Source organism: Bilifractor sp. HCP3S3_D3 (assembly GCF_052063915.1).
Taxonomy (GTDB): Bacteria; Bacillota; Clostridia; order Lachnospirales; family Lachnospiraceae; genus Bilifractor.
On sequence record NZ_JBQHWP010000006.1, the window covers coordinates 60,334 to 84,938 of the forward strand.

Annotated in this window: 16 protein-coding genes; 12 read left to right on the forward strand and 4 right to left on the reverse strand. The window is 52.1% G+C overall.

Annotated elements, in window-relative coordinates:
• Position 1: 1 nt before the first annotated feature.
• Positions 2-1,141 carry a glucose-1-phosphate adenylyltransferase gene (locus ACTNDI_RS05110; protein WP_441099677.1) on the reverse strand — a complete coding sequence of 380 codons (1,140 nt, stop codon included), beginning with the start codon at positions 1,139-1,141 and terminating at the stop codon, positions 2-4.
• Positions 1,142-1,757: 616 nt separating this feature from the next.
• Between ACTNDI_RS05110 and ACTNDI_RS05115 the strand changes: the two genes are divergently transcribed.
• Together ACTNDI_RS05115 and ACTNDI_RS05120 are read left to right on the forward strand one after the other, a co-directional pair.
• Positions 1,758-3,698, forward strand: a complete 1,941-nt coding sequence (locus ACTNDI_RS05115; protein WP_441099678.1) for a glycoside hydrolase family 2 protein — start codon at positions 1,758-1,760, stop codon at positions 3,696-3,698.
• Positions 3,699-3,780: 82 nt separating this feature from the next.
• On the forward strand, positions 3,781-4,014 hold the full coding sequence (locus tag ACTNDI_RS05120; RefSeq protein WP_441099679.1) for a hypothetical protein: 234 nt from the start codon (positions 3,781-3,783) through the stop codon (positions 4,012-4,014).
• 124 nt (positions 4,015-4,138) lie between these two features.
• Here ACTNDI_RS05120 and ACTNDI_RS05125 read toward each other — a convergent pair whose 3' ends face one another.
• Genes ACTNDI_RS05125 through ACTNDI_RS05135 form a run of 3 tightly spaced genes read right to left on the reverse strand, consistent with a single transcriptional unit; the run spans position 4,139 to position 6,248 of the window.
• Positions 4,139-4,918, reverse strand: coding sequence for a DUF4097 family beta strand repeat-containing protein (locus ACTNDI_RS05125; RefSeq protein ID WP_441099680.1), 780 nt, complete (start codon positions 4,916-4,918; stop codon positions 4,139-4,141).
• Positions 4,915-5,916 (reverse strand): permease prefix domain 1-containing protein, encoded by a 1,002-nt coding sequence (locus ACTNDI_RS05130; RefSeq protein ID WP_441099681.1) that lies wholly within the window; start codon positions 5,914-5,916, stop codon positions 4,915-4,917. The genes ACTNDI_RS05125 and ACTNDI_RS05130 overlap by 4 nt, the downstream gene beginning before the upstream one ends.
• Positions 5,913-6,248 carry a PadR family transcriptional regulator gene (locus ACTNDI_RS05135; RefSeq protein WP_441099682.1) on the reverse strand — a complete coding sequence of 112 codons (336 nt, stop codon included), beginning with the start codon at positions 6,246-6,248 and terminating at the stop codon, positions 5,913-5,915. The genes ACTNDI_RS05130 and ACTNDI_RS05135 overlap by 4 nt, the downstream gene beginning before the upstream one ends.
• Before the next feature lie 439 nt (positions 6,249-6,687).
• On the opposite strand from ACTNDI_RS05135, the gene ACTNDI_RS05140 reads away from it, so the two are divergent.
• From ACTNDI_RS05140 to ACTNDI_RS05185, 10 genes are all read left to right on the forward strand, one after another.
• Positions 6,688-7,857, forward strand: coding sequence for a bifunctional lysylphosphatidylglycerol flippase/synthetase MprF (locus ACTNDI_RS05140; protein ID WP_441099683.1), 1,170 nt, complete (start codon positions 6,688-6,690; stop codon positions 7,855-7,857).
• A gap of 52 nt (positions 7,858-7,909) precedes the next feature.
• Positions 7,910-8,599: an alpha/beta fold hydrolase gene (locus ACTNDI_RS05145; RefSeq protein WP_441099684.1), complete on the forward strand. Its 690-nt coding sequence runs from the start codon at positions 7,910-7,912 to the stop codon at positions 8,597-8,599.
• Positions 8,600-8,969: 370 nt separating this feature from the next.
• The gene (locus tag ACTNDI_RS05150; protein ID WP_441099685.1) at positions 8,970-9,437 is read left to right on the forward strand and encodes a GNAT family N-acetyltransferase; all 468 of its coding nucleotides are present in this window, start codon (positions 8,970-8,972) and stop codon (positions 9,435-9,437) included.
• Positions 9,438-9,735: 298 nt separating this feature from the next.
• The gene (gene clpB, locus ACTNDI_RS05155) at positions 9,736-12,342 is read left to right on the forward strand and encodes an ATP-dependent chaperone ClpB (protein ID WP_441099686.1); all 2,607 of its coding nucleotides are present in this window, start codon (positions 9,736-9,738) and stop codon (positions 12,340-12,342) included.
• Between the two features lie 229 nt (positions 12,343-12,571).
• Positions 12,572-12,745 carry a DUF4250 domain-containing protein gene (locus ACTNDI_RS05160; protein WP_441099687.1) on the forward strand — a complete coding sequence of 58 codons (174 nt, stop codon included), beginning with the start codon at positions 12,572-12,574 and terminating at the stop codon, positions 12,743-12,745.
• A 374-nt stretch (positions 12,746-13,119) separates the two neighbouring features.
• On the forward strand, positions 13,120-13,905 hold the full coding sequence (locus tag ACTNDI_RS05165) for a class I SAM-dependent DNA methyltransferase (protein WP_441099688.1): 786 nt from the start codon (positions 13,120-13,122) through the stop codon (positions 13,903-13,905).
• A 204-nt stretch (positions 13,906-14,109) separates the two neighbouring features.
• A complete protein-coding gene (gene hslO / locus ACTNDI_RS05170; RefSeq protein WP_441099761.1) occupies positions 14,110-15,003 on the forward strand; it encodes an Hsp33 family molecular chaperone HslO in 894 nt (297 codons plus the stop codon).
• A gap of 83 nt (positions 15,004-15,086) precedes the next feature.
• Complete coding sequence (addB, locus tag ACTNDI_RS05175; RefSeq protein ID WP_441099689.1) at positions 15,087-18,533, forward strand: helicase-exonuclease AddAB subunit AddB; 3,447 nt, start codon at positions 15,087-15,089, stop codon at positions 18,531-18,533.
• Position 18,534: 1 nt separating this feature from the next.
• Complete coding sequence (locus ACTNDI_RS05180) at positions 18,535-22,656, forward strand: UvrD-helicase domain-containing protein (RefSeq protein WP_441099690.1); 4,122 nt, start codon at positions 18,535-18,537, stop codon at positions 22,654-22,656.
• Positions 22,657-22,803: 147 nt separating this feature from the next.
• Entirely contained in the window at positions 22,804-23,997 is a 1,194-nt protein-coding gene (locus ACTNDI_RS05185; protein ID WP_441099691.1) for a pyridoxal phosphate-dependent aminotransferase, read from the forward strand.
• The last annotated feature ends 608 nt before the right edge of the window (positions 23,998-24,605 follow it).

Below are 24,605 nucleotides of genomic sequence, written 5' to 3' on the forward strand. Positions count from 1 at the left end.
TTTATTCCTCCCCCTTTACATTCTTTGCGACAAGCTCAATGCTTTCGCTGTTGGCGTCACCGACAACGGCGTTCGGGCCGATCTTGACATTGTTTGCTACGAGGGCACGTGTGACAACGGCACCTTCTTCCACGACGGCACCGGGCATCAGAACCGTATCTGTGACCTTCGCGCCGGGCTTCACGACAGAACCGGTGAAGAGAACAGAACGCGTCACAGAACCGTCAATCTTGCAGCCCTGTGTGATGAAGGCGGTTTTGATCTGCGCGTTCGGTCCGATATACTGCGGGAGTGCGGAGGCATCCTCTGTGTAGATCTTCCATGCGGGATCCTCAAGGTTCAGACCGCTTTTGTCATCCAGCAGATCCATATTCGCCTCCCAGAGAGAGTCGATGGTTCCGACATCCTTCCAGTAGCCCTTGAACTGGTACGCCCACAGGGACTTGCCGTCATTGAGAAGCGTCGGAATGATGTCCTTTCCGAAGTCATGGCTGGAATCCGGATTCTTCATGTCCGCGACCAAAAGCTTGCGGAGAAGTTTCCAGTTAAAAATGTAGATGCCCATCGATGCAAGATTGCTCTTGGGCTCCGCCGGCTTCTCTTCGAACTCCATAATTTTGCCGTTTTCATCGGTATTCATGATACCGAAACGGCTGGCCTCCTTCATCGGTACGCCGATGACCGCAATGGTGGCGTCAGCGTTGTGCTCCTTGTGGAAGGCAAGCATGTTGTCGTAGTTCATCTTGTAGATGTGGTCGCCGGAGAGAATCAGAAGATATTCCGGATCATAGGAATCGATAAAATCGATGTTCTGGGAGATGGCGTCTGCTGTTCCGCGGTAGACATCGAGATCCGCATCGGCCTTCTCACGAGGCGGCAGTACGAAGACACCGCTTCCGTTGGAATCGAGACCCCAGCGGCGGCCCTGTGCTACATAGCTGTTCAGAAGCACCGACTCGTACTGTGTCAGAACACCGACAACATTGATGCCGCTGTTGGCGCAGTTACTCAGAGGGAAATCAATGATGCGGTATTTTCCGCCATAAGAAACGGCAGGTTTGGCAACCTTGTTCGTCAGATCTTTCAGACGGCTTCCGCGTCCGCCGGCCAGGATCATGGCCAGCATATTATTTTGACTCATAAAATGAACCCCGCTTTCTTTGGAAATTTCGTGAACATCCATCTTATATGCAGTGTACATCTGTGTTGGTAAGTCAGAGGGATGTTTTGATATAATTATACAATATTTACAGTGCGGGGTAAATGTTTTTGATACAAAATATTGATATACAAGTGCGTGAAAACTGCGTTAATTATGTATAACGCATAATGGACAACGATATTTGAGTGGGAAACAGAGCATTAGTTACAATTTTCAAGGGGCGTATTTGATGGGGCGTGGGCACAATTCACAAATATTAGTGCTTATACATGGGCGTTAACAACAATATTTTATTAACAGCAAGCTCTTCAGGGTTTTTATCTGAAAAAACAGACGCGGGCAGAGGAAAGCCGGATCAACTGCATTCAGGTGATGGTAAACATGGGGTGATTTTGGTATAATATACGGCGCGTAAGCGACACGGAGGTGCGAATACCTGTTAGCGGCACGAAAGCTGCGAAGTGACGCGGGGACTTATACAGTGTGTGGCACGACTTATCGTATACGGTTTTTCTTTATTTATACGGTTTTACTTTATTTATGCGGGTTTACTTTATTTTAGAAGAGATATTTAATAAGGGAGAAGAAGGGCAAAATGAAGCAGTTATATACGCCATGGGGGATGGCGCTGAACAGGGATCATGTGTTGGAGGAGTATCCCAGGGAGCTTCTGAGGCGGAAGAGTTATATGAACCTGAACGGGTATTGGGATTATGCGATCACGAAGGGGGAGGAGAAGGTTGAAAAGTTTGTGAGCCGGATTCTGGTCCCTTTTTCGCCGGAGAGCGTACTTTCCGGCGTGTCCCGTCAGCTGATGCCGGATGAAACACTTTGGTATCACAGATATCTTCCGGAGCTTTCAGGAAGGGATCCCCGGCACAGGATCATTCTGCATTTCGGAGCGGTGGATCAGTGCTGCGAGGTGATGATAAACGGAAAGAGCGTCGCAAAGCATGTGGGCGGATACCTGCCGTTTTGGATGGATATCACAGACTATCTGAAGCCGGTCCTGCCGGAAAATGATCACAAAGCCGGCTGCTTTTCGGAAGATCCGGAAACTGCAGAGGATGGGTTTTGGGGAAAGAAGAGAGGAGCGACTCAAGATGGAGGTGTATTTCGCACAGAGAGCGACAGGGATCTGTACAGCAGCGGCGGCACCGAGGGAGACGGAGCGGATGAGCTGATTGTAAAGGTCTGGGATTTCAGTGATACCTCTTTTCACGCCCGCGGGAAGCAGAGACTGAGACGCGGGGGAATGTACTATACGGCGGTCAGCGGCATATGGCAGACGGTATGGATGGAGGAAATTCCTGATCAGCACATTGACAACATTGAAACAGTCCCGGATATCGAACACGGATATGTGAGCATTCTGGTGGAATCGGACAGCGACCTTCCGGTGCGGGTGAGAATCCGGCGGCCGATCATTGCGCAGGATGAGACCTGTGAGATTGAAGAGGATACGCTTCTTCAGGGAGTGATCGTCGCGGGCATGTCCAATCACTGGATGAATGTGAGAATCCCGAAGATGAATCTGTGGAGCTGTGAGGAACCCTGGCTGTATTTCTTTGACGTGACGATGGGTGAGGATCTGGTTTCCAGTTATTTCGCAATGCGGAAAATTTCAATGGAGAGGGATGAAAGAGGAATCCCGAGGATTTATCTGAACAACCGGGAAATTTTTCTGCGAGGCGTTCTGGATCAGGGGTACTGGCCTGACGGTATCTATACGGCTCCGTCAGACCGGGCCATGATCTTTGACCTGACAGAGATGCGAAGGTTCGGGTTTAACTGTGTCAGGAAGCATGCGAAGATCGAGCCGGACCGGTGGTATTATCACTGTGATCGTCTCGGCCTTCTGGTCTGGCAGGACATCGTCAGTGGCGGAGAGAAATACAAGGACTGGTTCGTGACGGAAGCCGGAACGCTGCTTTCGTGGATGAATGTGCGCGTCAGTGATCAGAAGGAAAAGCTGCTCTCGCGGGAAAATGAAGCGGGCAGGCAGGAATTCCGGAGAGAGATTGTTATGACCGCGGAGATCCTGAAGGAGCATCCGTGTATATTTGCCTGGACCATCTTCAATGAGGGATGGGGGCAGTTTGAGACAAAGGAGTGCACCGACCTCCTCAGGAGGACGGATCCGCATCATCTGATTGACTCCGCGAGCGGATGGTTTGACCAGGGGTGCGGAGATTTCCGAAGCGTGCACTATTACTACCTTACGTTTCATGTGAAGCCGGAGGCAGACAGAGCGTTTGTCCTGTCTGAATTTGGAGGACTTCCCTTCCGGATCCCGGATCACAGTGCGGGCGAGGGGGCCTATGGTTACGGAACCAGATATCAGGACCGGGAGGAGTACGGGAGAGCCTTCCACGCTCTGATTGACCGGATGGAGGTCTGCCGCGAGGAAGGACTCTGCGCATATGTTTATACACAGTGGACTGATGTTGAAGATGAGGTAAATGGAATCTATACCTGGGACCGGAAGATCCGAAAGGCGGATACCCTGCTGGAGGCCGGGTACAGAGAGATCTGAAGATAATGGTTTAATTGCGTTGAATCCGGGCGATGATTGTGACGTTTTTACCGGAATAAGAAAAAGAAAGAAGGTATGAAAGATGGCAATGAATCCGATGATGTTGATGAAACTGAGAGAGAGGCTGCAGCTGTTTCAGAGCCAGCATCCGAAGTTCCAGCTGTTCCTGAGCGCGGTGGGACAGCAGGCAATTGAGACGGGCACGATCATTGAGGTGAAGGTGACCCGTCCCGATGGGAAGGAAATGGTGACAAATCTTCGGCTGACAGAGGACGACGTGGAGAGCATCCGGATGGTTTCTGAAATGCAGAAGTGATGTTAATTACAGCCGGACAGATCATTGTGCGGAGAACATCCGGATGCCATTTTCAGACCGGCGATGGTACCAGGAAATTCCTGTCTGAAAAGCTCCGGATGAGCGGTGAGAAGAGAAGCGGGGTTCAGTCGTTCTCGATTTCGATATCTCCGTTGTCCGTCTGCGCGCTCATTTTCTGAGAGCCGCTGCCGATGCTGATAGAACCTGCATCGTAGTCGCTGTCACCGATCGAGGTTTCACCGGAATCGGTGTATGCGGATATGGTATAATTCCGTATATTGTCGGCCAGATTGACCTCGATGTCGCCATTCGCCGTCTCCAGAGTAGAGGTGGCGAAAGTGATTCCTTCCATATTAATATCACCGTTTGAGGAAGACACGGCAAGGCTTTTCCCTGTGCAGCGGTCGAGCTCCAGATCCCCGTTGCTGCTGTTGAGCGTCAGGGAATCAACGTTCAGTGTGCGTCCGGTGTCTATGGTGATGTCGCCGTTCCCGGAGGAGAGAGAGACCTCCTTAAATTTGGAAAGATCCTTTGGAACGGTGAGAACCAGAGAGGCATCTGACGAACGCGAATCCTTTGATTCCGGTTCTGTCGCGGTCAGAACACCGTTTTTTACAGAAAGAGACGGGCATTCCTCTTTCACCCCGCGGTAGGCCATGGAATATCCGCTTCCGCTCTGAAGCTCGATGTCCGCTTTACTGAGGTTAAGATCAATGCTGTCAAAGGCGTCGAGATTTCTGCGAATGGTGGTCTGGTTCGGCGGAACGTAGGTGAAGTAGAAGCTGTCCCCGGTCATCGTGAGAGACAGGTGGCCCGGACTTACATGCTTCCAGGTTCCGAAGCAGATGGCAGCCACCGTTGCGGCGGAAATCAGTGCAAGATAGATGCTGCGCTTTTTTTTCATTCGTGTGATTCTCCTTTCGTTCCGAAAATTGATTCCAGCAGATTGCGGATGACGGCAGCGATGGGCCAGATGATCCAGCTGATGGCCCAGGTGAAGGTCAGGAAGCTGATGATCAGATACAGGCAGGTGATGGTCGGCCAGTAGACAGACATGATCGCCCGCACGGCTGGATTTCTGAATTCGATTCTTCCGCTTTTGGCGGAGGAATATCCGGAAGCGGTGAAGGTGCCGCTCAGATCGAGAAGCCGGCTGCAGCTTCTGACTCTTGAACTGCTGACGGTGAGCAGAAGGACGGCAAGAGCAACCATGAACAGCAGAATGATGACGCCGAAGGCGGAAGCAATGGCTCTTTTGTCCAGAAGAGCCAGGAAGACAAGCGGGATGTAGCAGGTGCAGAACAGCAGCACGGCGATGGTCCGCTGAAGAATAATGCTGTCGTGGGTGCTGCGCCGGAGGTCGTTAACCATTCCGGCTGTTGCGTAGTCAATGGTGCAGGGCTCGTTTTTCAGAAAGCTCCATCTGCCCATGCGAAGGCTGCTGTACACATGGAGTGTAACACAGGCGGCAATCGCACCGAGCAGGAAGAAGATTCCGGCGGCCATGAGAGCGAGGGAACCCGTTCCCGCTGAGGCTGTCAGAATGATACCGCAGGGGCTGATAATGGCAAAAAAGGTTGCAAGTCCATGCAGCAGGGCGTAATGGGAGCTGTCGTCGAGATACCGTTCCGCGTCTTCAGCGGATACCTGGTGTGCCTTCTGCATCGCCTGATTCTGTTCATTCAGAATCTGGCTGATTCCCAACGCGTCTGCCAGCTCTTCGAGATTGCCGAACTCTGAAATAACCTGGGCGACGGCTTCATTATCTGATTTCCCATCATTGATCAGTTCCGTATATTTGTCCTCCATCATCTGGCCGAGCTCGCACTTGGCACGGATGACTTCGGGAGTGTTCGGAAGATTTGCAAACATCGATTCGAGATAGTTGCGAATAGTATTCATGATTCATTCTCCCTTATAAAATGTTCGATCACATTCTTGGTAAGCTTCCATTCGTCACACTTTTCCCTGTAATATTTCCGGCCGGCTTCCGTGATCCGGTAGTAGGTCCGGCGTTTTCCGTTGTCCGCGAAACCCGGATAGGATTCGATATAGTTGTTCTTCTCCATGCGGGTAAAGGCGGAATACAGGGTGGTTTCCTTGATAATGTAGGCATCTGCGGTTATCGTGCGGATTTTTCTGGAGATTTCGTAGCCGTAGGATGGCTCGTCCAGAAGCAGACACAGGATGATCGTGTCGTTGTAGCCGCGGATGACATCGCTGCTGATTCCCATCGGCACCTCCCTTCTGTCAGGAAAAATATCATGCATCCCGGGGATTGTTCGGAGTGTGAAGATACATTGTCTGACGTATTACGACTGTCGTAGTATCTTTACAAGGTAAATGTACTACGACAGACGAAGTATGTCAAGATGAAAGATAAAACCAGAGAATCTTTTGCTCGCGGCATATCCGGAAGTCTTGTCCTGCCGGTTTTTGCGCGGCGGTTTTTGTGCGGATCAGAAGGGACGTGAAGAGGCGGAATGCGGATTCGACAAAGAAAAGGAAATGCGGATTCGGCAATGAAAAGGAATTGACAGTCAGCATAAGCATGCTATTCTGTATGTCGGATATCCCACAATCGAACAACAGACTTGCGTTGTGGGAATAAACCGGGGACTGCGGGCAGAAATTCTGACCGGGATCGCAGGCAGAGAGAAGAGGATGATAAGTATGTACGGAATAGACACACGAAGGAACAGATATAAGACAGCTTCAGCGGCATCTGCATCGACGGAGGAATGGAATCGGGCATTGTCCTATCTCAGGAGATATGCGGAGAATTCCCTGGCGTATCTTTCTCTGGAGCCGGACAAGGAGTGGTTTTTCTCCGAGGAGCCGGAGGGAATGATCAGCTTTGCCAGATCAGGGAACACGATTGTCGTTTGCGGTGATCCGGTCTGCGCAGATGAGGATTTCCCCGAAATGCTCCGGGTGCTCCGTTCTTTTGCGGTGGCGGAGAGAAAGCATCTGGTGTTTCTCATGACGGAGGAAACACATGTTGCGGAATATCAGGCGGAGGGCTTCGGCTGCTTTAAGAGCGGAGAGGAGGCAGTCTTTGATGTGCAGTCCTGGTCCATGCGGGGCGGGAAATGCGCCAAGGCAAGATCCTCCTGGCATACGGCGGTGAATTACGGGCTCAGCGTGCAGGAGTACAGGCCGCAGGAGAAGCGGGATGCGGAGATTGAGCGGCAGTTCCATGAGATCACCGATGCCTGGCTTGAGGAAAAACATACGGCGAGGCTTCAGTTCGCGGTCGGGAGTCTGATGCTGGATCACCCCTGTGACAAGAGATACTTTTACGCTTCCGATGCGGAAGGCACAATCCAGGGGATCAACGTGCTGAATCCATATCTCGGCGGAAAGGGATGGATTGTGGATATCATGCGGAGGCGGGAGGGATGCCCGCACGGTGTGATGGAGCTGCTCTTTCATGATATCATGGAGATCCTGAAGGCGGAGGGTGTGTCACAGGCAAGCCTCGGGGTCGCCCCTTTTTTCAACACGAATGACGGAGATCATCCGCGGCTGATCGAGAGGGCAGAGCATTATATCTATGAAAATATGAATTATATCTACGGCTTCAAACCTCTGCATGCCGCAAAGGATAAGTTTAATCCGCAGTGGAAGAATATTTACGTCGTCTGCTATCCGAAGCATATGTCTTTCTGGATGGAAGAGGCGGCCTTTGCCGTTCTGGATTCTCAGGGATTCAGCGACTATGTGCACGCGTTCCTGGAGATGCGGAAGGTGCAGCACGAGGAGAAGGTGGATCGCAAGAAGGAACAGCGCAGGGAGAAGGTGGACCGCAAGAAGGAACAGCACGAGGAGAAGGCAGAGTGAAAGAAGAAGCAGCGTGGAAAGAAAGTGGAGCACAAGGAGGAGCATCACAGGGATGACAGAATTGAAAAAGCTTCATGTAAATAACATTGATATATCCTACGAGGAGGCCGGGGAGGGGCGTCCCATGGTCCTGATCCATGGTAACGGGGAGGATCATACGATTTTCGACCGGACGGTTAAGATTCTGGAGAAAAAATTCACCTGCTATCTTCCGGATTCGCGGGGCCACGGAAAGAGTCACTGGATCGGAGAGCTTCATTACAGGGACATGGCGGAGGATCTGGTACAGTTTCTGGAGAAGCTGAATCTTCACAATGTTGTGGTGGTCGGCTTTTCCGACGGCGGGATTATCGGTCTGATCGCGGCGAGCAGGACGAGGAGGATCTCTTCGCTGATTGCATGCGGCGCAAATACGCGCCCGGAGGGACTTCACGGGCTGTTTCTTCTCGGATCCCGGATTCTTCATTTTTTCGGAAGAAGTCCTTTGATCCGACTGATGATAAAAGAACCGGATATCTGTGATCAGGAGCTCCGGCAGATCCGTGCGGACACGCTGATCGTCGCGGGAGAGCATGATCTGATCCGGAAGAGCGAGACTGACCACATTGCCGCAGAGATTCCGGGAGCCGCGAAGCTTATATTGCGCGGAGAATCCCACGGAAGCTACATCGTACACAGCGAAAAGCTCGCAGACATCATTCTGCGATTTTTGAATAAGCGGAAGGGCGTGAACGAAAGCTGAAACAGCTGCTGAAACGGCAGCTGCAACAGAAGCTGAAGCGGCAGATTCGGTCAGATGGCCGGATATGTCCGATTGACAAACGAAATCCGCCCGATATAATCAAAAAATAGAAGACGATATGAAAATGCACCGGGATATAAGTATACGGAAGGCAATATTGTCAGAACTGCCGCCCACATTGGACAGCAAAGAATAAAAAATATAACAGGAAGAAAGAACTGCCATTCCATATCAGCTCTTTGAAAATGCAGACAGGATTCTGGCTCGCGAAGCGCTCATAAAAGCCGGAATTGATTATGAGGGCACAGGTATGGGCGCAGAGCCGCTTGATCAGTGACAGCAGCCGTATCTTCCGGAAAGGAGACGTAACATGGAAATCACGTATAAGCGTGCGTCGATGAAAGACATTGACGTTCTTGTGGACACCCGGCTTGAAGCGCGGGATCATTCTGATAAAACGGAGGATTCTGCAGCCATGATGCGTCGCCGCCGGCAGGCCTACAGCTACTTCCGGAGAAATCTGTCCGAGAATCAGAACGTGGCATATATTGTCTACAATGGATCTGAGATAGCTGCTTTCGGAGACGTCATTTTCTATCATCGCCGTCCGTTGTTTAATCAGAATAAGGAACGGGCATATATTTCCAATCTGTATACAAAGCCGGAATATCAGGATACGGAGATCCCGTTCCGGCTGCTTGATCTTCTGGTGCTCGCTTCTCTTGAGAATGGAGCGGAGGAGATTACAGCTGACAGGGAAATTGCGGCGGATCCACTCTACAGAAAGTACGGCTTTACCAGGAGGGATTCCGGATGGAGTCTGGTGGAGTATGCGTGAGATTCTGTGAAAAATATCTGCGCAAGAGACAGCAGAGGGAACAGGGTAAAAATTTACATGCGATGGCGGAGTCAGTTGTGAAAGTCGCGGGGTGCCGTGTGCCTTTCACTTCCGCGCGCGTGCAGGCATTCCCCGGAGCAAAACCCGGGGAAAAATTTTTAAAAGAAATTAGCACTCACTTATTGACAGTGCTAACAACGAGTGCTATATTAGCTTCGTGAGAGGAAAAGGTTACATAATATCAGAACGTCAAAATCTTTTCCTGACTTAAATACTGCATTTCAAGGGAGGTGTGAGTATGCAAGCTGACAGATTTACACAGAAATCACTGGAAGCCGTGAATTCGCTGCAGAAGACAGCGATGGACTTCGGCAATCAGGAAATTGAACAGGAGCATCTGCTCTATGTGCTGCTGAATCAGGAGAACAGCCTGATTCTTCAGATGATCGAGAAGATGGGCATTGATGCCAATCTTTTCCGGAATGAAGTCGAAGCGGCTATAAATAAAAGAGTCAAGGTTCAGGGTGGACAGCCTTATGTCGGGCAGTATCTGAACTACACCTTGAATTACGCGGAAAATGAAGCAAAGAAGATGGGAGACGAGTATGTGTCCGTCGAGCATCTGTTCCTTGCCATGCTCCGGCATCCGAGTCCTTCGATGAAAGAGCTGTTCCGTCAGAACGGCATCACCGTGGATCGTTTTCTTCAGGCGCTGCAGAGCGTGAGAGGGAATCAGAAGGTGACCTCCGATAATCCGGAGGAGACCTATGACAGTCTGAGAAAATACGGCGAGGATCTGGTGGAGAAGGCAAGAGATCAGAAGATGGATCCTATCATCGGCCGTGACGATGAGATCCGGAATGTAATCCGGATTCTTTCCCGTAAGACAAAGAACAACCCGGTGCTGATCGGTGAACCCGGTGTCGGCAAAACCGCAGTTGTGGAAGGACTTGCGCAGCGTATTGTGAAGGGCGATGTTCCGGATTCCCTGAAGGACAAGACGATTTTTTCACTGGACATGGGTGCTCTCGTGGCCGGTGCGAAATACCGTGGTGAATTTGAGGAGAGACTGAAGGCGGTTCTGAACGAGGTGAAGAAGAGCGAGGGCAGGATTATTCTCTTTATCGATGAGCTGCATCTGATCGTCGGAGCCGGAAAGACGGAGGGCTCAATGGATGCGGGCAACCTGCTGAAGCCGCTTCTTGCCAGAGGTGAGCTGCACTGCATCGGCGCGACAACGCTGAATGAGTACAGGGAGTATATCGAGAAGGATGCCGCCCTGGAGCGTCGTTTCCAGAGAGTTATGGTAGATGAGCCGACGGTGGATGAGACAATCACCATCCTTCGTGGTCTTCGTGAGAATTACCAGACGTACCACGGCGTGCGCATCACGGATAATGCGCTGATCGCGGCGGCTACGCTGTCGAACCGTTATATCACGGACCGTTTCCTTCCGGACAAGGCGATTGACCTGATCGATGAGGCGTGCGCCCAGATCAAGACAGAGAAGGATTCCAAGCCCGAGGAAATTGATGAGCTGGAGCACAGGAATCTGCAGCTTCGTCTTGACAAGATGTCTCTGGAAAAGGAGACGGACACGCTGAGCAAGGAGCGTCTGGAAACCGTTAAGAAGGAGCTGGCGGAGAATGAAGATAAGCTGAAGGTTCTCAATGCCAAATGGGAGAATGAGAAGAATGCCGTGAACCGTCCGGCGAAGATCCGTGATCAGATCGCGGAGGTTCATAAACAGATGGAACTTGCGGAGCGCCAGGGCGATCTGGCGAAGATGTCCGAGCTTCAGTACGGCGAACTGCCGAAGCTGGAGAGGGAACTTCAGGATGAAGAGAACAAGATCAATAACGACGATCTGAAGCTGGTGCATGAGGCGGTTGATGAGGATGAGATCGCGACAATCGTGTCCCGCTGGACCGGAATTCCGGTGGCCAAGTTGACACAGGGCGAAAGAGAGAAGATTCTTCATCTGGACGATGAGTTGCATAAGAGAGTCGTGGGTCAGGATGAGGCGGTCGAGAAGGTTTCGGACGCAATTATCCGTTCGAAAGCCGGGATCAAGGATCCCACAAAGCCGATCGGATCCTTCCTGTTCCTCGGACCCACCGGTGTCGGCAAGACCGAACTTGCGAAGACGCTGGCGGAGAAGCTGTTTGATGACGAGAACAACATGGTTCGTATCGATATGAGCGAATACATGGAGAAATATTCAGTCTCCCGTCTGATCGGAGCTCCTCCGGGATATGTAGGATATGAGGAGGGCGGTCAGCTGACCGAAGCTGTGCGGAGAAAACCTTATTCGGTTGTGCTTTTTGATGAGATTGAAAAGGCGCATCCGGATGTCTTCAATGTGCTGCTTCAGGTTCTGGATGACGGCCGGATCACGGATTCCCAGGGCAGGACCGTAGACTTCAAGAATACGATTCTGATTATGACGTCGAATATCGGTTCGCAGTATCTGCTGGACGGCATTGAGCCGAACGGCGAGATCAGCGAAAAGGCACAGGAAATGGTTCATAAGGATTTGAGGGCACACTTCCGTCCGGAGTTCCTGAACCGTCTGGATGAGATCATCATGTTCCGTCCGCTTACAAAGGACAACATCGGCCACATCGTGGATCTGCAGATCGCGGATCTGAACAGAAGACTCGCGGATCAGCAGCTCAAGATAGAGCTTACCGACGCTGCGAAGAAGTATGTCGTGGACGGCGGCTACGATCCGGTTTACGGTGCGCGTCCGCTGAAGAGATTTGTACAGAAGAATGTCGAGACACTTTCGGCGAAGCTGATTCTCGGCGGAGACGTTCACGAGGGAGATACCATTGTGATCGACGTCGGCGCCGACGGAAAGCTGGCGGCAAGCGTGCGGCCCCAGGTCGAGGTCGTGGACTGATTTACGCAATCGTTGAGAGAGCGGGATAAAATCACAAAACCGGGTTTTATCCCGTTCCGCAGGCGGGCGCAGCCGAAACATGGCAGATTCTGATGAAACAGGAATCTGCAATGTGTACAAAAAAAGATGCGATTTTGAGGCAAGATTGTCGAACCGGTCTGATGATATTCTTTCTGCGATATTTTATAATGACAGAAAACAGTTCATCAAATAAGAGAGGATGATAATAATGATGCCAAGAGATCCTGCTATGTTGTTAAGCTTCGTAAATATGCGTCTGCGTGATCAGTATTCCAGTCTTGATGAATTCTGTGAGGCTGAAAATGTAAATCGAAAACTTCTCATGGAGAGACTGGCTGAGGTGAATTACTATTACGACGAGAAAACCAACCAGTTCAAGTAACTGCGATGAGAAAACCGGAACAGGCCGGTGTGAAGGAAGCAGTCCCCGTGTCTGTCATTGCCGTGAGACAGTGACAGATGCGGGGATTTTTTTTACGCGAGCGACGCGATAGCGAGATAAAACTCGCGCAGCGTGTTTTATCTCGTTTGCAGTCGGCGCCCGTCAGACAGTCTCCGCGGTATACCCGATGCCGACGTGAGACAGTCTCTGCGGTACGTCCTTCACTGCTGTCGGGCCTTCGTTGCGGTACGCCCGATTACATCCGATTCGGAAGAAATCGTTTTGTTTTTTGGCTTCCGGTATGTCATGTGGTATACTTTCTTGCAGGTGATATGCCGGTTGTGCGGGGAGATCAAAACGGAGGTTATGGAACGATGAGCGCGTATGAGAGCTTTGCGTCGGTATATGATATGTTTATGGACAACATCGACTATCCGTCATGGAGTCGGTATCTGATCGGGCTGCTGAAGGGGCACGGGGTTTCCGACGGACTGGTCTGTGAACTTGGGTGTGGAACAGGAAGCATGACGGAGCTGCTGGCGGATGCCGGATATGATATGATCGGGATCGACAGTTCCGTGGAGATGCTGGAGCAGGCACAGGACAAAAAATATGAGTCCGGCCACGATATCCTGTACCTGAATCAGGATATGCGGGAGTTCGAGCTGTACGGAACCGTGCGGGCGATTGTGAGCGTCTGTGACTGTATGAACTATATATTGACCGAGGAAGATCTTCTGAAGGTTTTCCGGCTGGTGAATAATTACCTGGATCCGGGCGGGGTTTTTATTTTTGATATGAATACAGAGGCGAAATACCGGGGGATCGGGGAGTCCACGATTGCGGAGAACCGGGAAAACGGGAGCTTTATCTGGGAGAACAGCTATGACCCGGAGAAGCGGATCAATGAGTATGTTCTCACGTTGTTTATCCCTGAGGAAGAGGGAGAGGATCTGTTCCGCAGGTATGAAGAGGTTCATGTTCAGAGAGCTTATCCGCTGAAAAGAGTGGCGGAGCTGATCCGGGAGGCCGGCATGATTTATGAAGGAGCCTATGAAGCGTTTACCGGCCACGCACCGGACGAGAAGTCGGAGAGAATCTGCATCATCGCGAGAGAAAATGGTAAAAGAGCTGAGAAAAATCGCGAGAGAAAATGGTAAAAGAGCTGAGAAAAATCGCGAGAAAAAATGGCAAAAGAGCTGAGAAAAGAGGAATGATATAAAACGATGAGTGAGAAAGACAGAACGACAGCGGGCAGCGCTGCGAGAGAAGAAAGCACCACAGAAAGACCAGGAGACGAGAATACGAAAGCAGAAAGAAATGACGGAAAGGTAACCGATATGACAGAGTGGAAGAAGGATCATATGGACTATATTGTAAGAGCAACAGCATGTGGCGGCCAGATACGTGCGTTTGCCGCGACGACAAAGAACCTGGTGGAGCAGGCCAGAGAGATTCATCAGACCAGCCCGGTATGCACGGCGGCACTCGGACGGCTGATGACGGCAGGCGCCATGATGGGCATTATGCTGAAGGGCGAGGATGACCTGATGACCATGACGATCCGGGGAGATGGTCCGATGCAGGGACTGACGGTTACCGCGGATGCCAGGGGAAGAGTAAAGGGATTTGTATACAATCCGAACGTCTGGAATGCGCCGAAATACAAGGGAAAACTGGATGTCGGCAACGCGATCGGGAGAGGAACCCTGACCGTCGTGCGTGATCAGGCTTTCGGCGAGCCATATTCCAGCCAGGTGGAGCTTGTGTCCGGAGAGATCGCGGAGGATCTGACCAGCTATTTTGTGACAAGTGAACAGGTTCCGTCCTCGGTGGGACTGGGTGTTCTGGTCAATACCGATCAGTCGGTTGAGCAGGCCGGCGGGTTTATCATTCAGCTCATGCCCGGATACACCGATGAAACCGTGAACCGTCTGGAGGAAAATCTGAAGAAGATCCATTCCGTCACGAAGCTTCTGGAGGACGGTCTTTCGCCGGAGGAAATCCTTCAGACCATCCTGGCAGATATGGATCTGGAGCTTCTGGACACCGTGCCTGCGGAATTTTACTGCAACTGCAGCAGAGAACGTGTGACGAAGGTTCTGCTGAGCATCGGAGAGAAGGACTTGCAGGAAATGATCGACGAGGGAAAGCCGGTAGAGCTTGCCTGTCACTTCTGCGGCAAGAAATATTCCTTCAGCGTGGACGAACTGAAGATCCTTCTGGCTGCGGCAAGGGCAAGGAAACAGAAAAGCTGAAGCATGGAGGAGATTTAACACGCTGAACATGCTGTACGGCATGATAAAATGTGTTTGAATATGGATATCAAGGGAGGATGCGCATGTCTCTTGAATTTGTAGCGGGAAGAAGCGGAGCCGGAAAATCATATCAGGTTTACCGTGAAATCATCCGGGAATCCATGGAAGAGCCGGAGAGACAGTTTCTCGTCATTGTTCCGGAGCAGTTCACGATGCAGACCCAGAAGGAAATTGTTCAGATGCATCCGAGAAAGGGAATGATGAATCTGGACGTGCTCAGCTTCAACAGGCTGGCGTGGCGAGTCTTCGAGAAAGTGGGAGGCAATACGCTGCCGGTTCTGGATGATCTCGGGAAGAGCCTGATTACCCAGAGGGTGATCGGAACGGAACAGAAGAAGCTCAGGGTTCTCGGCAGAACCTTGTCCCGTCAGGGCGCGGCGGAAGAAATGAAGTCTCTGATCTCCGAGCTACTGCAGTACCGGGTGGAAGAGTCGGATCTGGACCGCTGGATCGAGGAGTCCGGGGAAAAAAAGCAGAACCGTCTTGCCATGAAGCTTACGGATATCCGGATCGTCTATCACGGGTTCCGCACCTTCCTTGCGGATCACTATCTGACGGCAGAGGAGGTTCCGGGCGTGCTCTGTGACGTCATCGGCAAGTCGGATCTCGTGAAGGAAAGCCGCATCGTTCTGGACGGCTTCACCGGCTTTACTCCGGTACAGCTGGAGGTCGTGCGGGAACTCCTTCGACTGGCGGACCGTGTCACGGTGGTTCTCACCGCAGATACGCCGGAGAACCTTTACGGCAGCAGAAATATTCACCGGCTTTTCCATATGTCGTGCGAGACCTATCGGAAGGTCAGTGCGCTGGCGGAGGAGACGCGCACGGAGATCCGGCCGGTGAAATGGGTCGATCCGGGAGACAAAAGCCGGTTTGCGAATAGCCCGGAGCTTCAGTTCATGGAGAAGAATCTGTTCCGGTACTGCCGGGATGGTTATCACGGCAAGAAAGAGGATGGTCATCAGATTCACATAACCGAGGCGGCGGATCCTGAGCAGGAGATACGCGCCGCAGCCGGTCAGATCTGCCGGCTTGTCCGGGAGAAGGGCTATCATTACCGGGATTTTGCGGTTGTCACCGGCGATCTCGATACCTATGGAAGAGAGGCTGTCAGGATCTTCCGGTCTGCGCAGATTCCGTGCTTTCTGGACCAGAAGAAAAAAGTAATGTCCAATCAGATGGTTGAATTCATTCGGGCGGCCGTGGATATGATCCGGAATAATTATTCGTATGACAGCGTTTTCCGGTATCTTCACAGCGGACTGTCGCTTCTGGGAGAAGAGGAGATTCAGAATCTGGAGGACTATTGTCTGGCTCTCGGCATACATGGAAGAAAAAAGTTCGAAGAAGCATGGACCCGCACATCCCGCAGCATGAAGCCGGACATGCTTCTTTTTTACAATGAGCTGCGCGAAAAATTCGCGCGGGAGACACAGGCACTTCACGACGGACTTCATGAAAGAAATGCGACGGTGCGCCGCAGGACAGGGCTGCTCTATGAGTTCCTCGTCCGTCAGGATGTGCAGAACCGCATGCGGAAGAGAGCGGATTCGTTCCGGGAGATGGGGGATGCTTCATCAGCGAGGGAATACGACCGCATTTTCGAGCAGGTCATGGGAATGTTTGACCGGCTGGTGGAGGTACTCGGCGATGAGAAGATGAAGCTCTCGGACTATCAGGAAATTCTCGACGCCGGATTCGGGGAGATGAGCATCGGCCTGATACCGCCGGGAGAGGATCAGGTTCTGGTCGGTGATATCGAAAGAACCAGGCTGAAGAAGATCCGGGTGATGTTCTTCGTCGGAATCAATGAGGGGATTATTCCAAAGCCGATTCCGGCGGGAGGCATCCTGTCAGAGCCTGATCGGGAGAAGCTTTCGGATCAGAAGGCAGAGCTTTCACCCACATCACGCGAGCAGATGTACAGACAGCGGTTCTATCTGTATCTGGCGATGACCAAGGCATCAGACGCGCTCTGGCTGTCCTGGAGCAGAAGCGGAAGCGGTGGAGAATCCCTGCTCCCCTCGTATCTGGTCGGAACGATCCGCCGGATGTTCCCGGATGTACCTGCCCTGGTTCAGGAGGAACTCGAGAATAAGGATACCACGCTCCGCATGGAGACGCGCGATGGTCAGATGGAATATCTGCTCGAGGAGCTGCAGCAGATGCCGGAGAAGATGCCTTCCGGAGCTTCCGTTGAGCTTCTGCGCCGGATGCTGCGGGATCCGGAGGGAAAAAGGAGGGCGGAAGCTCTCCTTGAAGCGGTTCGCGCGCGCAATCCGGAAAAAGGGCTGGGATATCTTCTGGCGGAGAAGCTTTACGGAAAAGAACTGCTGAATTCCGTCACCCGGCTGGAGGAAATGGCTTCCTGCGCGTTCCGGCATTTTCTGGACTATGGGCTGCGGCTGAAGGAGAGGGATGAGTATGTCTTCACGCCGGCAGATTTCGGAACGGTAATGCATGATTCCCTTCAGGTTTTCTCGGAAACGCTTGCCAGGAAGGGACTCGACTGGGGGTCTCTGCCGGACGGTGAGCGTGACCGGATTGCGGATGAATCGCTCACCCGCGTGACAGACGGTTACAACAACCGGATTCTGTTCAGCACGAAACGAAACGAGTATATGATGAAGCGGCTCCGGGAGATTCTGCGCCGGACCGTCTGGGCTCTTCAGCAGCAGGTGAAGAAAGGCCGGTTCCGGCCGTCGGATTTCGAATTTGATTTCGGCGATGATCTCAGCGCGGTTCATTTCCGGCTCGATCATGGGGCCTCGATGAGGCTGATCGGAAGAATCGACCGCCTGGATACCTGTGAGACGAAGAGCACCAGATATATCAAGATTATCGACTACAAGACCGGAAGTACAAAGCTGGATCTGGAGGATATGTATTACGGGCTTCAGCTTCAGCTTGCGGTCTACATGAACGCGGCACTGGAGGCGGATCAGAGAAAGCATCCCGGAAGCAGAACCGAGCCGGCCGGGATCTTCTATTACCACATTGAGGATCCGGTCATCGAAGAGGAGAAGGCCAGTACCGAGACAGAGAGGCTGGAGGAGATTCTGAAACAGCTCCGGCCCCAGGGCCTGTGCCGGTCAGAGATGGAGGTTCTGAAGCTTCTGGATCAGACTCTGGAAAAGGGTGTAACCTCCGATGTGATTCCGGCAGGGGTGAAGAAGGACGGTTCACTGACGAAGTCGTCTCAGACGGAATCTCTGGAGAATTTCGGCCGGATCCGGGATTACACAAACCGCAAGGTGAAGGACCTCGGAAACCGGATCGTACAGGGGCATATCAAGGCGGATCCGTATGTGCGGGAGGGGAAGGACCGGAATGCCTGCACCTTCTGTCCGTATCAGGGCATCTGCGGTTTTGACCGGCGGATTCCGGGCTTTGAGTACCGAAGACTGCCGAAGCTGAAACGGGAGGATATTCTGGAGGCAATCGGAAAGTCAGAGAAGGAGGATTCGTGAGATGGCGGTTAAGTGGACGGCGGACCAGGAGCTGGTAATTCGTCAGAGAGGTACAAATATTCTCGCTTCCGCAGCGGCGGGTTCCGGAAAAACAGCGGTTCTGGTCGAGCATATTATTCGCCGGGTCACAGATCCGGATCATCCGATCAATATAGACCAGCTTCTGGTGGTTACCTTTACGCGGGCGGCAGCAGGAGAGATGAAGGACAGAATCGGGCGTGCGCTGGAGGAGAAGCTCAGGGAGAACCCGGAGAATGTTCATCTGCAGCGGCAGGGAGTTTTGCTTCATCATGCGCAGATCAATACCATTCACGGTTTCTGCACGTATGTCATCCAGAACTATTTTCACCGGATCCATCTGGACCCCGGCTACCGGATCGCGGAAGAGGGCGAGCTGAAGATGCTGAAGGCCAGAGTTCTTCAGGACATGCTGGAGGAACAGTATCAGCTTGCCTCCGGGGAAGGCGGAGCACAGGAATCTGCGGAAGAAGACGCGAAAAGAGCGGGCTATGTGGAAGAAGCGGACAGCGCAGACAGTCTGGAAAAATCGATGGTATCTGGGGATACAGAAAAACAGGACAGCACAGATGATTTGGAAAAGCAGACCGGAATGTTCCGCCGTTTTATGGACGCGTACGCACCGGGAAAATCTGACAGCCGCGCCGAGGATCTGATCCTGAAAATCAGCAAATTTGCCATGAGTGATCCGGATCCGCGCCAGTGGCTGAGAAATGCGGCAGATGCCTGCCGTATCGATACGGCGGAGAAGCTTTCGGAAACGGACTGGCTGCAGGATATCGTAAGGGAGGCCGGCATGCTTGTGGAGGATGCCGCGAGTCTGGCAGAGCAGAATCTGGCGGATGCCGGAAACGCGGGAGGACCGCTCGGATACATCTCGGCTCTGGAGAGTGATCTGGAGCTGGCGGAAAAGCTTGAGAGCTGCCGCAGCTACGGCGATTTTTATCGGGTGTTAAAAGAGAATAATTTCGCAAAACTCTCTTCCCGGAAGACTGCGGGTGAGGATCCGGTTCTCCGGGAACAGGTCAAAAACAGCAGGGATCAGTTCAAGAACATGATTAACTCGCTGCGGGCGGACTGCTTTTCTCGTTCGGAGGAGGAAATTCTCAGTGAGCTCGGCCGTATAAAACCCTATGCGGAGGAGCTGGTGCGGCTGACGGAGCTGTTCATGGACCGGTTTGCCGAGGCAAAGAGGCAGAGAAATATTGCGGATTTCAGTGATCTGGAGCATTTTGCCCTTCGAATTCTGCTGGAAAAACAGGAGGATGGTACATACCGGAGAACAGATGCGGCGAGGGAGCTTGCCGAGCAGTACGCGGAGATTATAACCGACGAATACCAGGACAGCAACTACATTCAGGAAGCAATCCTGGAGGCGGTCTCCGGGACGGAGGAGAAAAGATATGACCGGTTCATGGTCGGAGATATGAAGCAGTCCATTTACGGCTTCCGTATGGCACGGCCGGATCTGTTCCTTGCGAAATACATGGAATATCCGCTCCTGTCAGCATCTTCAGAATCTGGAAACATGCAGAAAGCAGCCGGGAAGAACAGCAAGGCAGCTGTGGGAAACAGCGGGGCGGCCGGAGAGAACAGTGAGACAGCTGTGGAGAACAGCGGGATAGCCGACAGAATGCGGAGCGTAAGGATCAATCTGGACCGGAACTTCCGAAGCAGAAGAGAGGTGCTGGACTGTACGAACGCGATCTTCCACAGACTGATGATACCGGAGCTGGGCGGGATCCGCTACGACGACGCACAGGCACTTCATTACGGCGCGGATTATCCGGAAGGCGAGGATCCGGATTTTCCGAAGGCAGAGCTGCTTCTGATTAACAAGGCTGCTCCGGAATTTGAGGATGACAGGAGCAGTGAGGCAATGGCAAGAGCGGAGGCGCTTGCCATCGCCGGAAGGATACGGGAGCTGACGGCCTCCGGGAAGGTCTGGGACAGGGACGCAGGAGCATTCCGTCCGCTGACATACCGGGACTGCGTGATTCTGATGCGTTCACCGGGCCGGTGGGGGGACATCTTTGTCAGCACCCTTCAGGATGAGGGGATTCCTGCCTATATGACTTCAAAGGATGGGTATTTTTCCGCGCTTGAGGTCACGACCGTCCTGAATTACCTGAATATCCTGGACAATCCGGGCCAGGACATTCCGCTGACAGCGGTTCTGCGCTCACCGATCGTCGGATGTACCGATGCGGAGCTGGCGGAGCTACGGATTTCAGATCCGGAGGGAAGCATGTATCAGATCGTGCGGGAATATGCGGACGGCGGTGAAAAAGAGCAGAATCCGGCACTTGCGGCAAAGCTGCGTGCCTTTCTCGGGCAGCTCTCTGATTTCCGAGAGAGGATTCCCTGTACAGAGGTTCATGAGCTGATCGGACAGGTGATCGAGGAAACCGGGTATGGAAGGTATGCCGCGGCGATGCCGGCGGGCGCGCAGCGGGAGGCAAACCTGAAGATGCTCGTTGAGAAGGCAGTGGATTATGAGAAGACGAGCTATCACGGGCTGTTTAATTTCATCCGTTACATCGAAAGGATGAAAAAATATGAAGTGGACTATGGGGAGGTGAACCTGTTCAGCGAGGCGGAGAATACGGTCCGGATTATTTCTGTGCATAAGAGCAAGGGCCTGGAATTTCCGGTTGTATTTGTGGCGGGGCTTGGAAATCATTTCAATTTCAAGGACGCGCAGAGCAGGGTCGTACTGCACGCGAAGTACGGAATCGGGATGGAAATGGTGGACCCCGACCGTCATACCAGCTGCAGCTCCGTGATGCAGGCTGCGATTCGGAAGGCGATCCGGCGGGATACTCTGGGGGAGGAGATCCGTATTCTCTACGTGGCGATGACACGCGCGAAAGAAAAGCTGATTCTCACTGGAATTGTGTCTGATGAAGAGAGAATAGAAGAAACAAGGCGCCTGCAGGAGGATGCCGAGATCCGGACAGTCGCCGGAGAGACACCGGAGGAAGCAGTTCGCGGCCAAAGAATACAGCTTCAGAAACCGCTTTCCTATCACAGGCTGGTAAGCGCCAAATGTCCGCTGGACTGGGTGATGATGGCGGCGCCGTCCGGGAAGGTTCTCACGATCCGTGAAGTGAGGGCGGAGGAGATGGCGGACAGAACGATGCAGTCGAATGTCGAAGCGGACCGCATGGTGGACGCCCTCAGGCAGATGATTCGTTCTGATGCGGTCTGCGACGGACAGGTCCATGATTTTCTGGATCGAAGAGAGAACTTCCGCTATCCTTATCAGAGAGCGGCTGAGCTGCCGGCGAAGATGACCGTGACAGAGATCAAGATGCGCTCCATGGAGGTCATGGAGGAGGAAAAGGGAGCGGAGCCCTTTGCGGAGGAGCCGGAGGTTCCGTATGTTCCGGAGTTCATGAGAGAGGAAGGACACAGAGAAGCTGCAGGAGCAGCGAGGGGAACCATTTACCATCATGTGCTGGAATGCCTGGATTATCTGTCCGTGGACCGGATTTTCCGGAGAGAGGAAACCGGAGGCAAAGCCCCAGAGGAGCCGGGAGCTCAGGAAGAGTTTGCAGAGAATCCGGAACTCAAGGAAGGGTTTGCGGAGGAGCCGGAAGCTCAGGAAAGATTCGCGGAAAATCCGGAACTTGAGGAAAGACTTGCAGAAGAGATCCGAAGACAAGTGCAGGATATGGAGACGCGTGGACTTCTGTCAGAGACCGACGCGGCGTGTGTGATGCCGGAGGATTTTGTGAGGTTCCTGACATCAGGGATCGGAATCCGGATGCGCAGGGCGGCGCTGGCGGGAGTCTTGCGCAGGGAGCAGCCCTTCGTCATCGATATTCCGGCAAAAGACATTGAAAGCAGCTGGCCAGAGGATGAGAACATTCTGGTGCAGGGTACGATTGACGCATATTTTTCCGAAAACGGAAAATATGTGATCGTCGACTACAAGACGGACAGAGTCCGCACCAGCGACGGCAGAGATCTGGTGGAGAAGTATCAGAAGCAGTTGGAATATTACAGCCGGGCTCTTTCCGGAATCACCGGAGTCGAAGTGGCGGAGACGGATATTTATTCGGTTGCGCTGGGGAGGGAGATCCGCGTCAGTGGATACTGATAAATCAGATGTTCTGGCAGGTTGTGAAGAAATATTTTAACGGCCGGTAATGCTCTGACAAATGGGATCGGAAATTTCTGCTTATAAAATAAATAAGAATATGCGTTTATGGAAATGTGTGTATATAAGAAAATGGAGGTCAGCACAATGATTAACACACAGATGGAACAGCTGGGGAAAGCACCTTCGAAGATTCGTGAGATTTTTGAGTATGGCAAGAGAAGAAAGGCTGAGATCGGAGAGGAGAATGTGTTTGATTTCAGCATCGGAAATCCGAATGTTCCGGCTCCGGCGGATGTGAATGTGACGTATAAGAACCTGATTGATACACATGATGATATCTGGCTTCACGGTTATACCTCGGCATCGGGCGATCTGGATACAAGACGTGCGATCGCGGAGGATCTGAATCGAAGATTCGGTACCTCTTTTCAAGCGTCTAATCTGTATATGACGTGCGGAGCGGCGGCATCACTGAAGATTACGATAACTGCAATGGTTCAGCCGGGGGACGAGTTTGTTACGTTTACCCCGTTTTTTCCGGAGTACCGTGTGTTTGTCGAGACTTCTGGAGGAAAGCTGGTCACCTCTCCGACCGATCCGGAGACTTTCCAGATCGACTTTGATAATCTGGATGCAGTAATTACAGATAAGACGAAGGCGGTTCTTGTCAATTCCCCGAATAATCCTTCCGGTGTCGTGTTCCGTGAGGAATCTGTGAAAAAGCTGGCCTCTCTTCTCGCGGAGAAGGAGCAGGCGTACGGGCATACGATTTATCTGATTACGGATGAGCCGTACCGTGAGCTTGTGTATGATGAGGAGATCATGGTTCCGTATATGACAAAATATTACCGGGACACAGTGGTATGTTATTCCTACAGCAAATCGCTCTCCCTGCCGGGCGAGCGGATCGGCTACATTCTGATTCCCGATGAGGCGGATCAGGCAGCGGATCTGTATGCGGCAGTTGCGGGAGCGGGCCGTGCGTTGGGATATGTCTGTGCGCCGAGCCTTGCCCAGCATGTGATCGAAAGGTGCGTCGGACAGGTCGCGGATCTGTCTGTGTACAGGACGAACCGGGATCTTCTCTATGACGCTCTCACGGAATATGGGTACACCTGTGTTCATCCGGACGGCGCGTTTTATCTGTTTGTGAAGGCTCTGGAGGAGGATGCGGTATCATTCTGTGAGAGAGCAAAGGATTTTGAGCTTCTGCTTGTTCCGGCGGACAGCTTCGGCACGCCCGGATATGTGAGGATTGCCTATTGTGTGACGACAGATCAGATCCGAAGAAGCCTGCCGGCATTCCGGAATCTGGCACAAGCCTACGGCAGAATCTGAAAATGTATTGCCACTTTTGTATACAAAATTCTCCTGATAAACCCCAGATAAAAAAGTGCACAAATTGAAGAAGCTGCGATGAAAAATTTCTTTGAGCTGAGATTTTCATTCACAAAATAATCAACATTTCAGAAGGCCGGAAAGGCGCATAAAATAGAGTTATCCACGAAGTTATCCACATTATCAACAAAAATGTGGGGAAAATTACATGGTTACATAAGAGAAAATCGTGAACAGATGTTTTGTGAACAATCTCCAAAATATCCAAAATCCGGAAAAACCCGTGAAAAAGCCTTGACTTTTCTATAGTGAAACTATTAGATTCCCTATCTCTGAATTGTGTGGTGATCCTCAAAAAAATCTGACAAAATATGGAATCGTTTCTGTAATTCGTACATATACATGGTGTCGCTCTTTTGAAAACGGGTACGTCCGAAGGTTCACACACATGTAATTTGTACATATATATGGGGCTATATGGAGTGTATATGGAGTCACCTCCCGGCTGGAGAACTGTGACAGGGCTGGATTGTGCGGCGGGGTTCGCCGGGAGAACCAGATGATTCGATGCAGGGCAGGTGGATGCCGGATGGGGATAAAGCGGGTGT

Excerpts from the sequence above, each read along its gene's own strand:
- ACTNDI_RS05110 (WP_441099677.1), bottom strand. The coding sequence starts at position 1,141 with ATGAGTCAAAATAATATGCTGGCCATGATCCTGGCCGGCGGACGCGGA.
- ACTNDI_RS05115 (WP_441099678.1), top strand. The coding sequence starts at position 1,758 with ATGAAGCAGTTATATACGCCATGGGGGATGGCGCTGAACAGGGATCAT.
- ACTNDI_RS05120 (WP_441099679.1), top strand. The coding sequence starts at position 3,781 with ATGGCAATGAATCCGATGATGTTGATGAAACTGAGAGAGAGGCTGCAG.
- ACTNDI_RS05125 (WP_441099680.1), bottom strand. The coding sequence starts at position 4,918 with ATGAAAAAAAAGCGCAGCATCTATCTTGCACTGATTTCCGCCGCAACG.
- ACTNDI_RS05130 (WP_441099681.1), bottom strand. The coding sequence starts at position 5,916 with ATGAATACTATTCGCAACTATCTCGAATCGATGTTTGCAAATCTTCCG.
- ACTNDI_RS05135 (WP_441099682.1), bottom strand. The coding sequence starts at position 6,248 with ATGGGAATCAGCAGCGATGTCATCCGCGGCTACAACGACACGATCATC.
- ACTNDI_RS05140 (WP_441099683.1), top strand. The coding sequence starts at position 6,688 with ATGTACGGAATAGACACACGAAGGAACAGATATAAGACAGCTTCAGCG.
- ACTNDI_RS05145 (WP_441099684.1), top strand. The coding sequence starts at position 7,910 with ATGACAGAATTGAAAAAGCTTCATGTAAATAACATTGATATATCCTAC.
- ACTNDI_RS05150 (WP_441099685.1), top strand. The coding sequence starts at position 8,970 with ATGGAAATCACGTATAAGCGTGCGTCGATGAAAGACATTGACGTTCTT.
- clpB (WP_441099686.1), top strand. The coding sequence starts at position 9,736 with ATGCAAGCTGACAGATTTACACAGAAATCACTGGAAGCCGTGAATTCG.
- ACTNDI_RS05160 (WP_441099687.1), top strand. The coding sequence starts at position 12,572 with ATGATGCCAAGAGATCCTGCTATGTTGTTAAGCTTCGTAAATATGCGT.
- ACTNDI_RS05165 (WP_441099688.1), top strand. The coding sequence starts at position 13,120 with ATGAGCGCGTATGAGAGCTTTGCGTCGGTATATGATATGTTTATGGAC.
- hslO (WP_441099761.1), top strand. The coding sequence starts at position 14,110 with ATGGACTATATTGTAAGAGCAACAGCATGTGGCGGCCAGATACGTGCG.
- addB (WP_441099689.1), top strand. The coding sequence starts at position 15,087 with ATGTCTCTTGAATTTGTAGCGGGAAGAAGCGGAGCCGGAAAATCATAT.
- ACTNDI_RS05180 (WP_441099690.1), top strand. The coding sequence starts at position 18,535 with ATGGCGGTTAAGTGGACGGCGGACCAGGAGCTGGTAATTCGTCAGAGA.
- ACTNDI_RS05185 (WP_441099691.1), top strand. The coding sequence starts at position 22,804 with ATGATTAACACACAGATGGAACAGCTGGGGAAAGCACCTTCGAAGATT.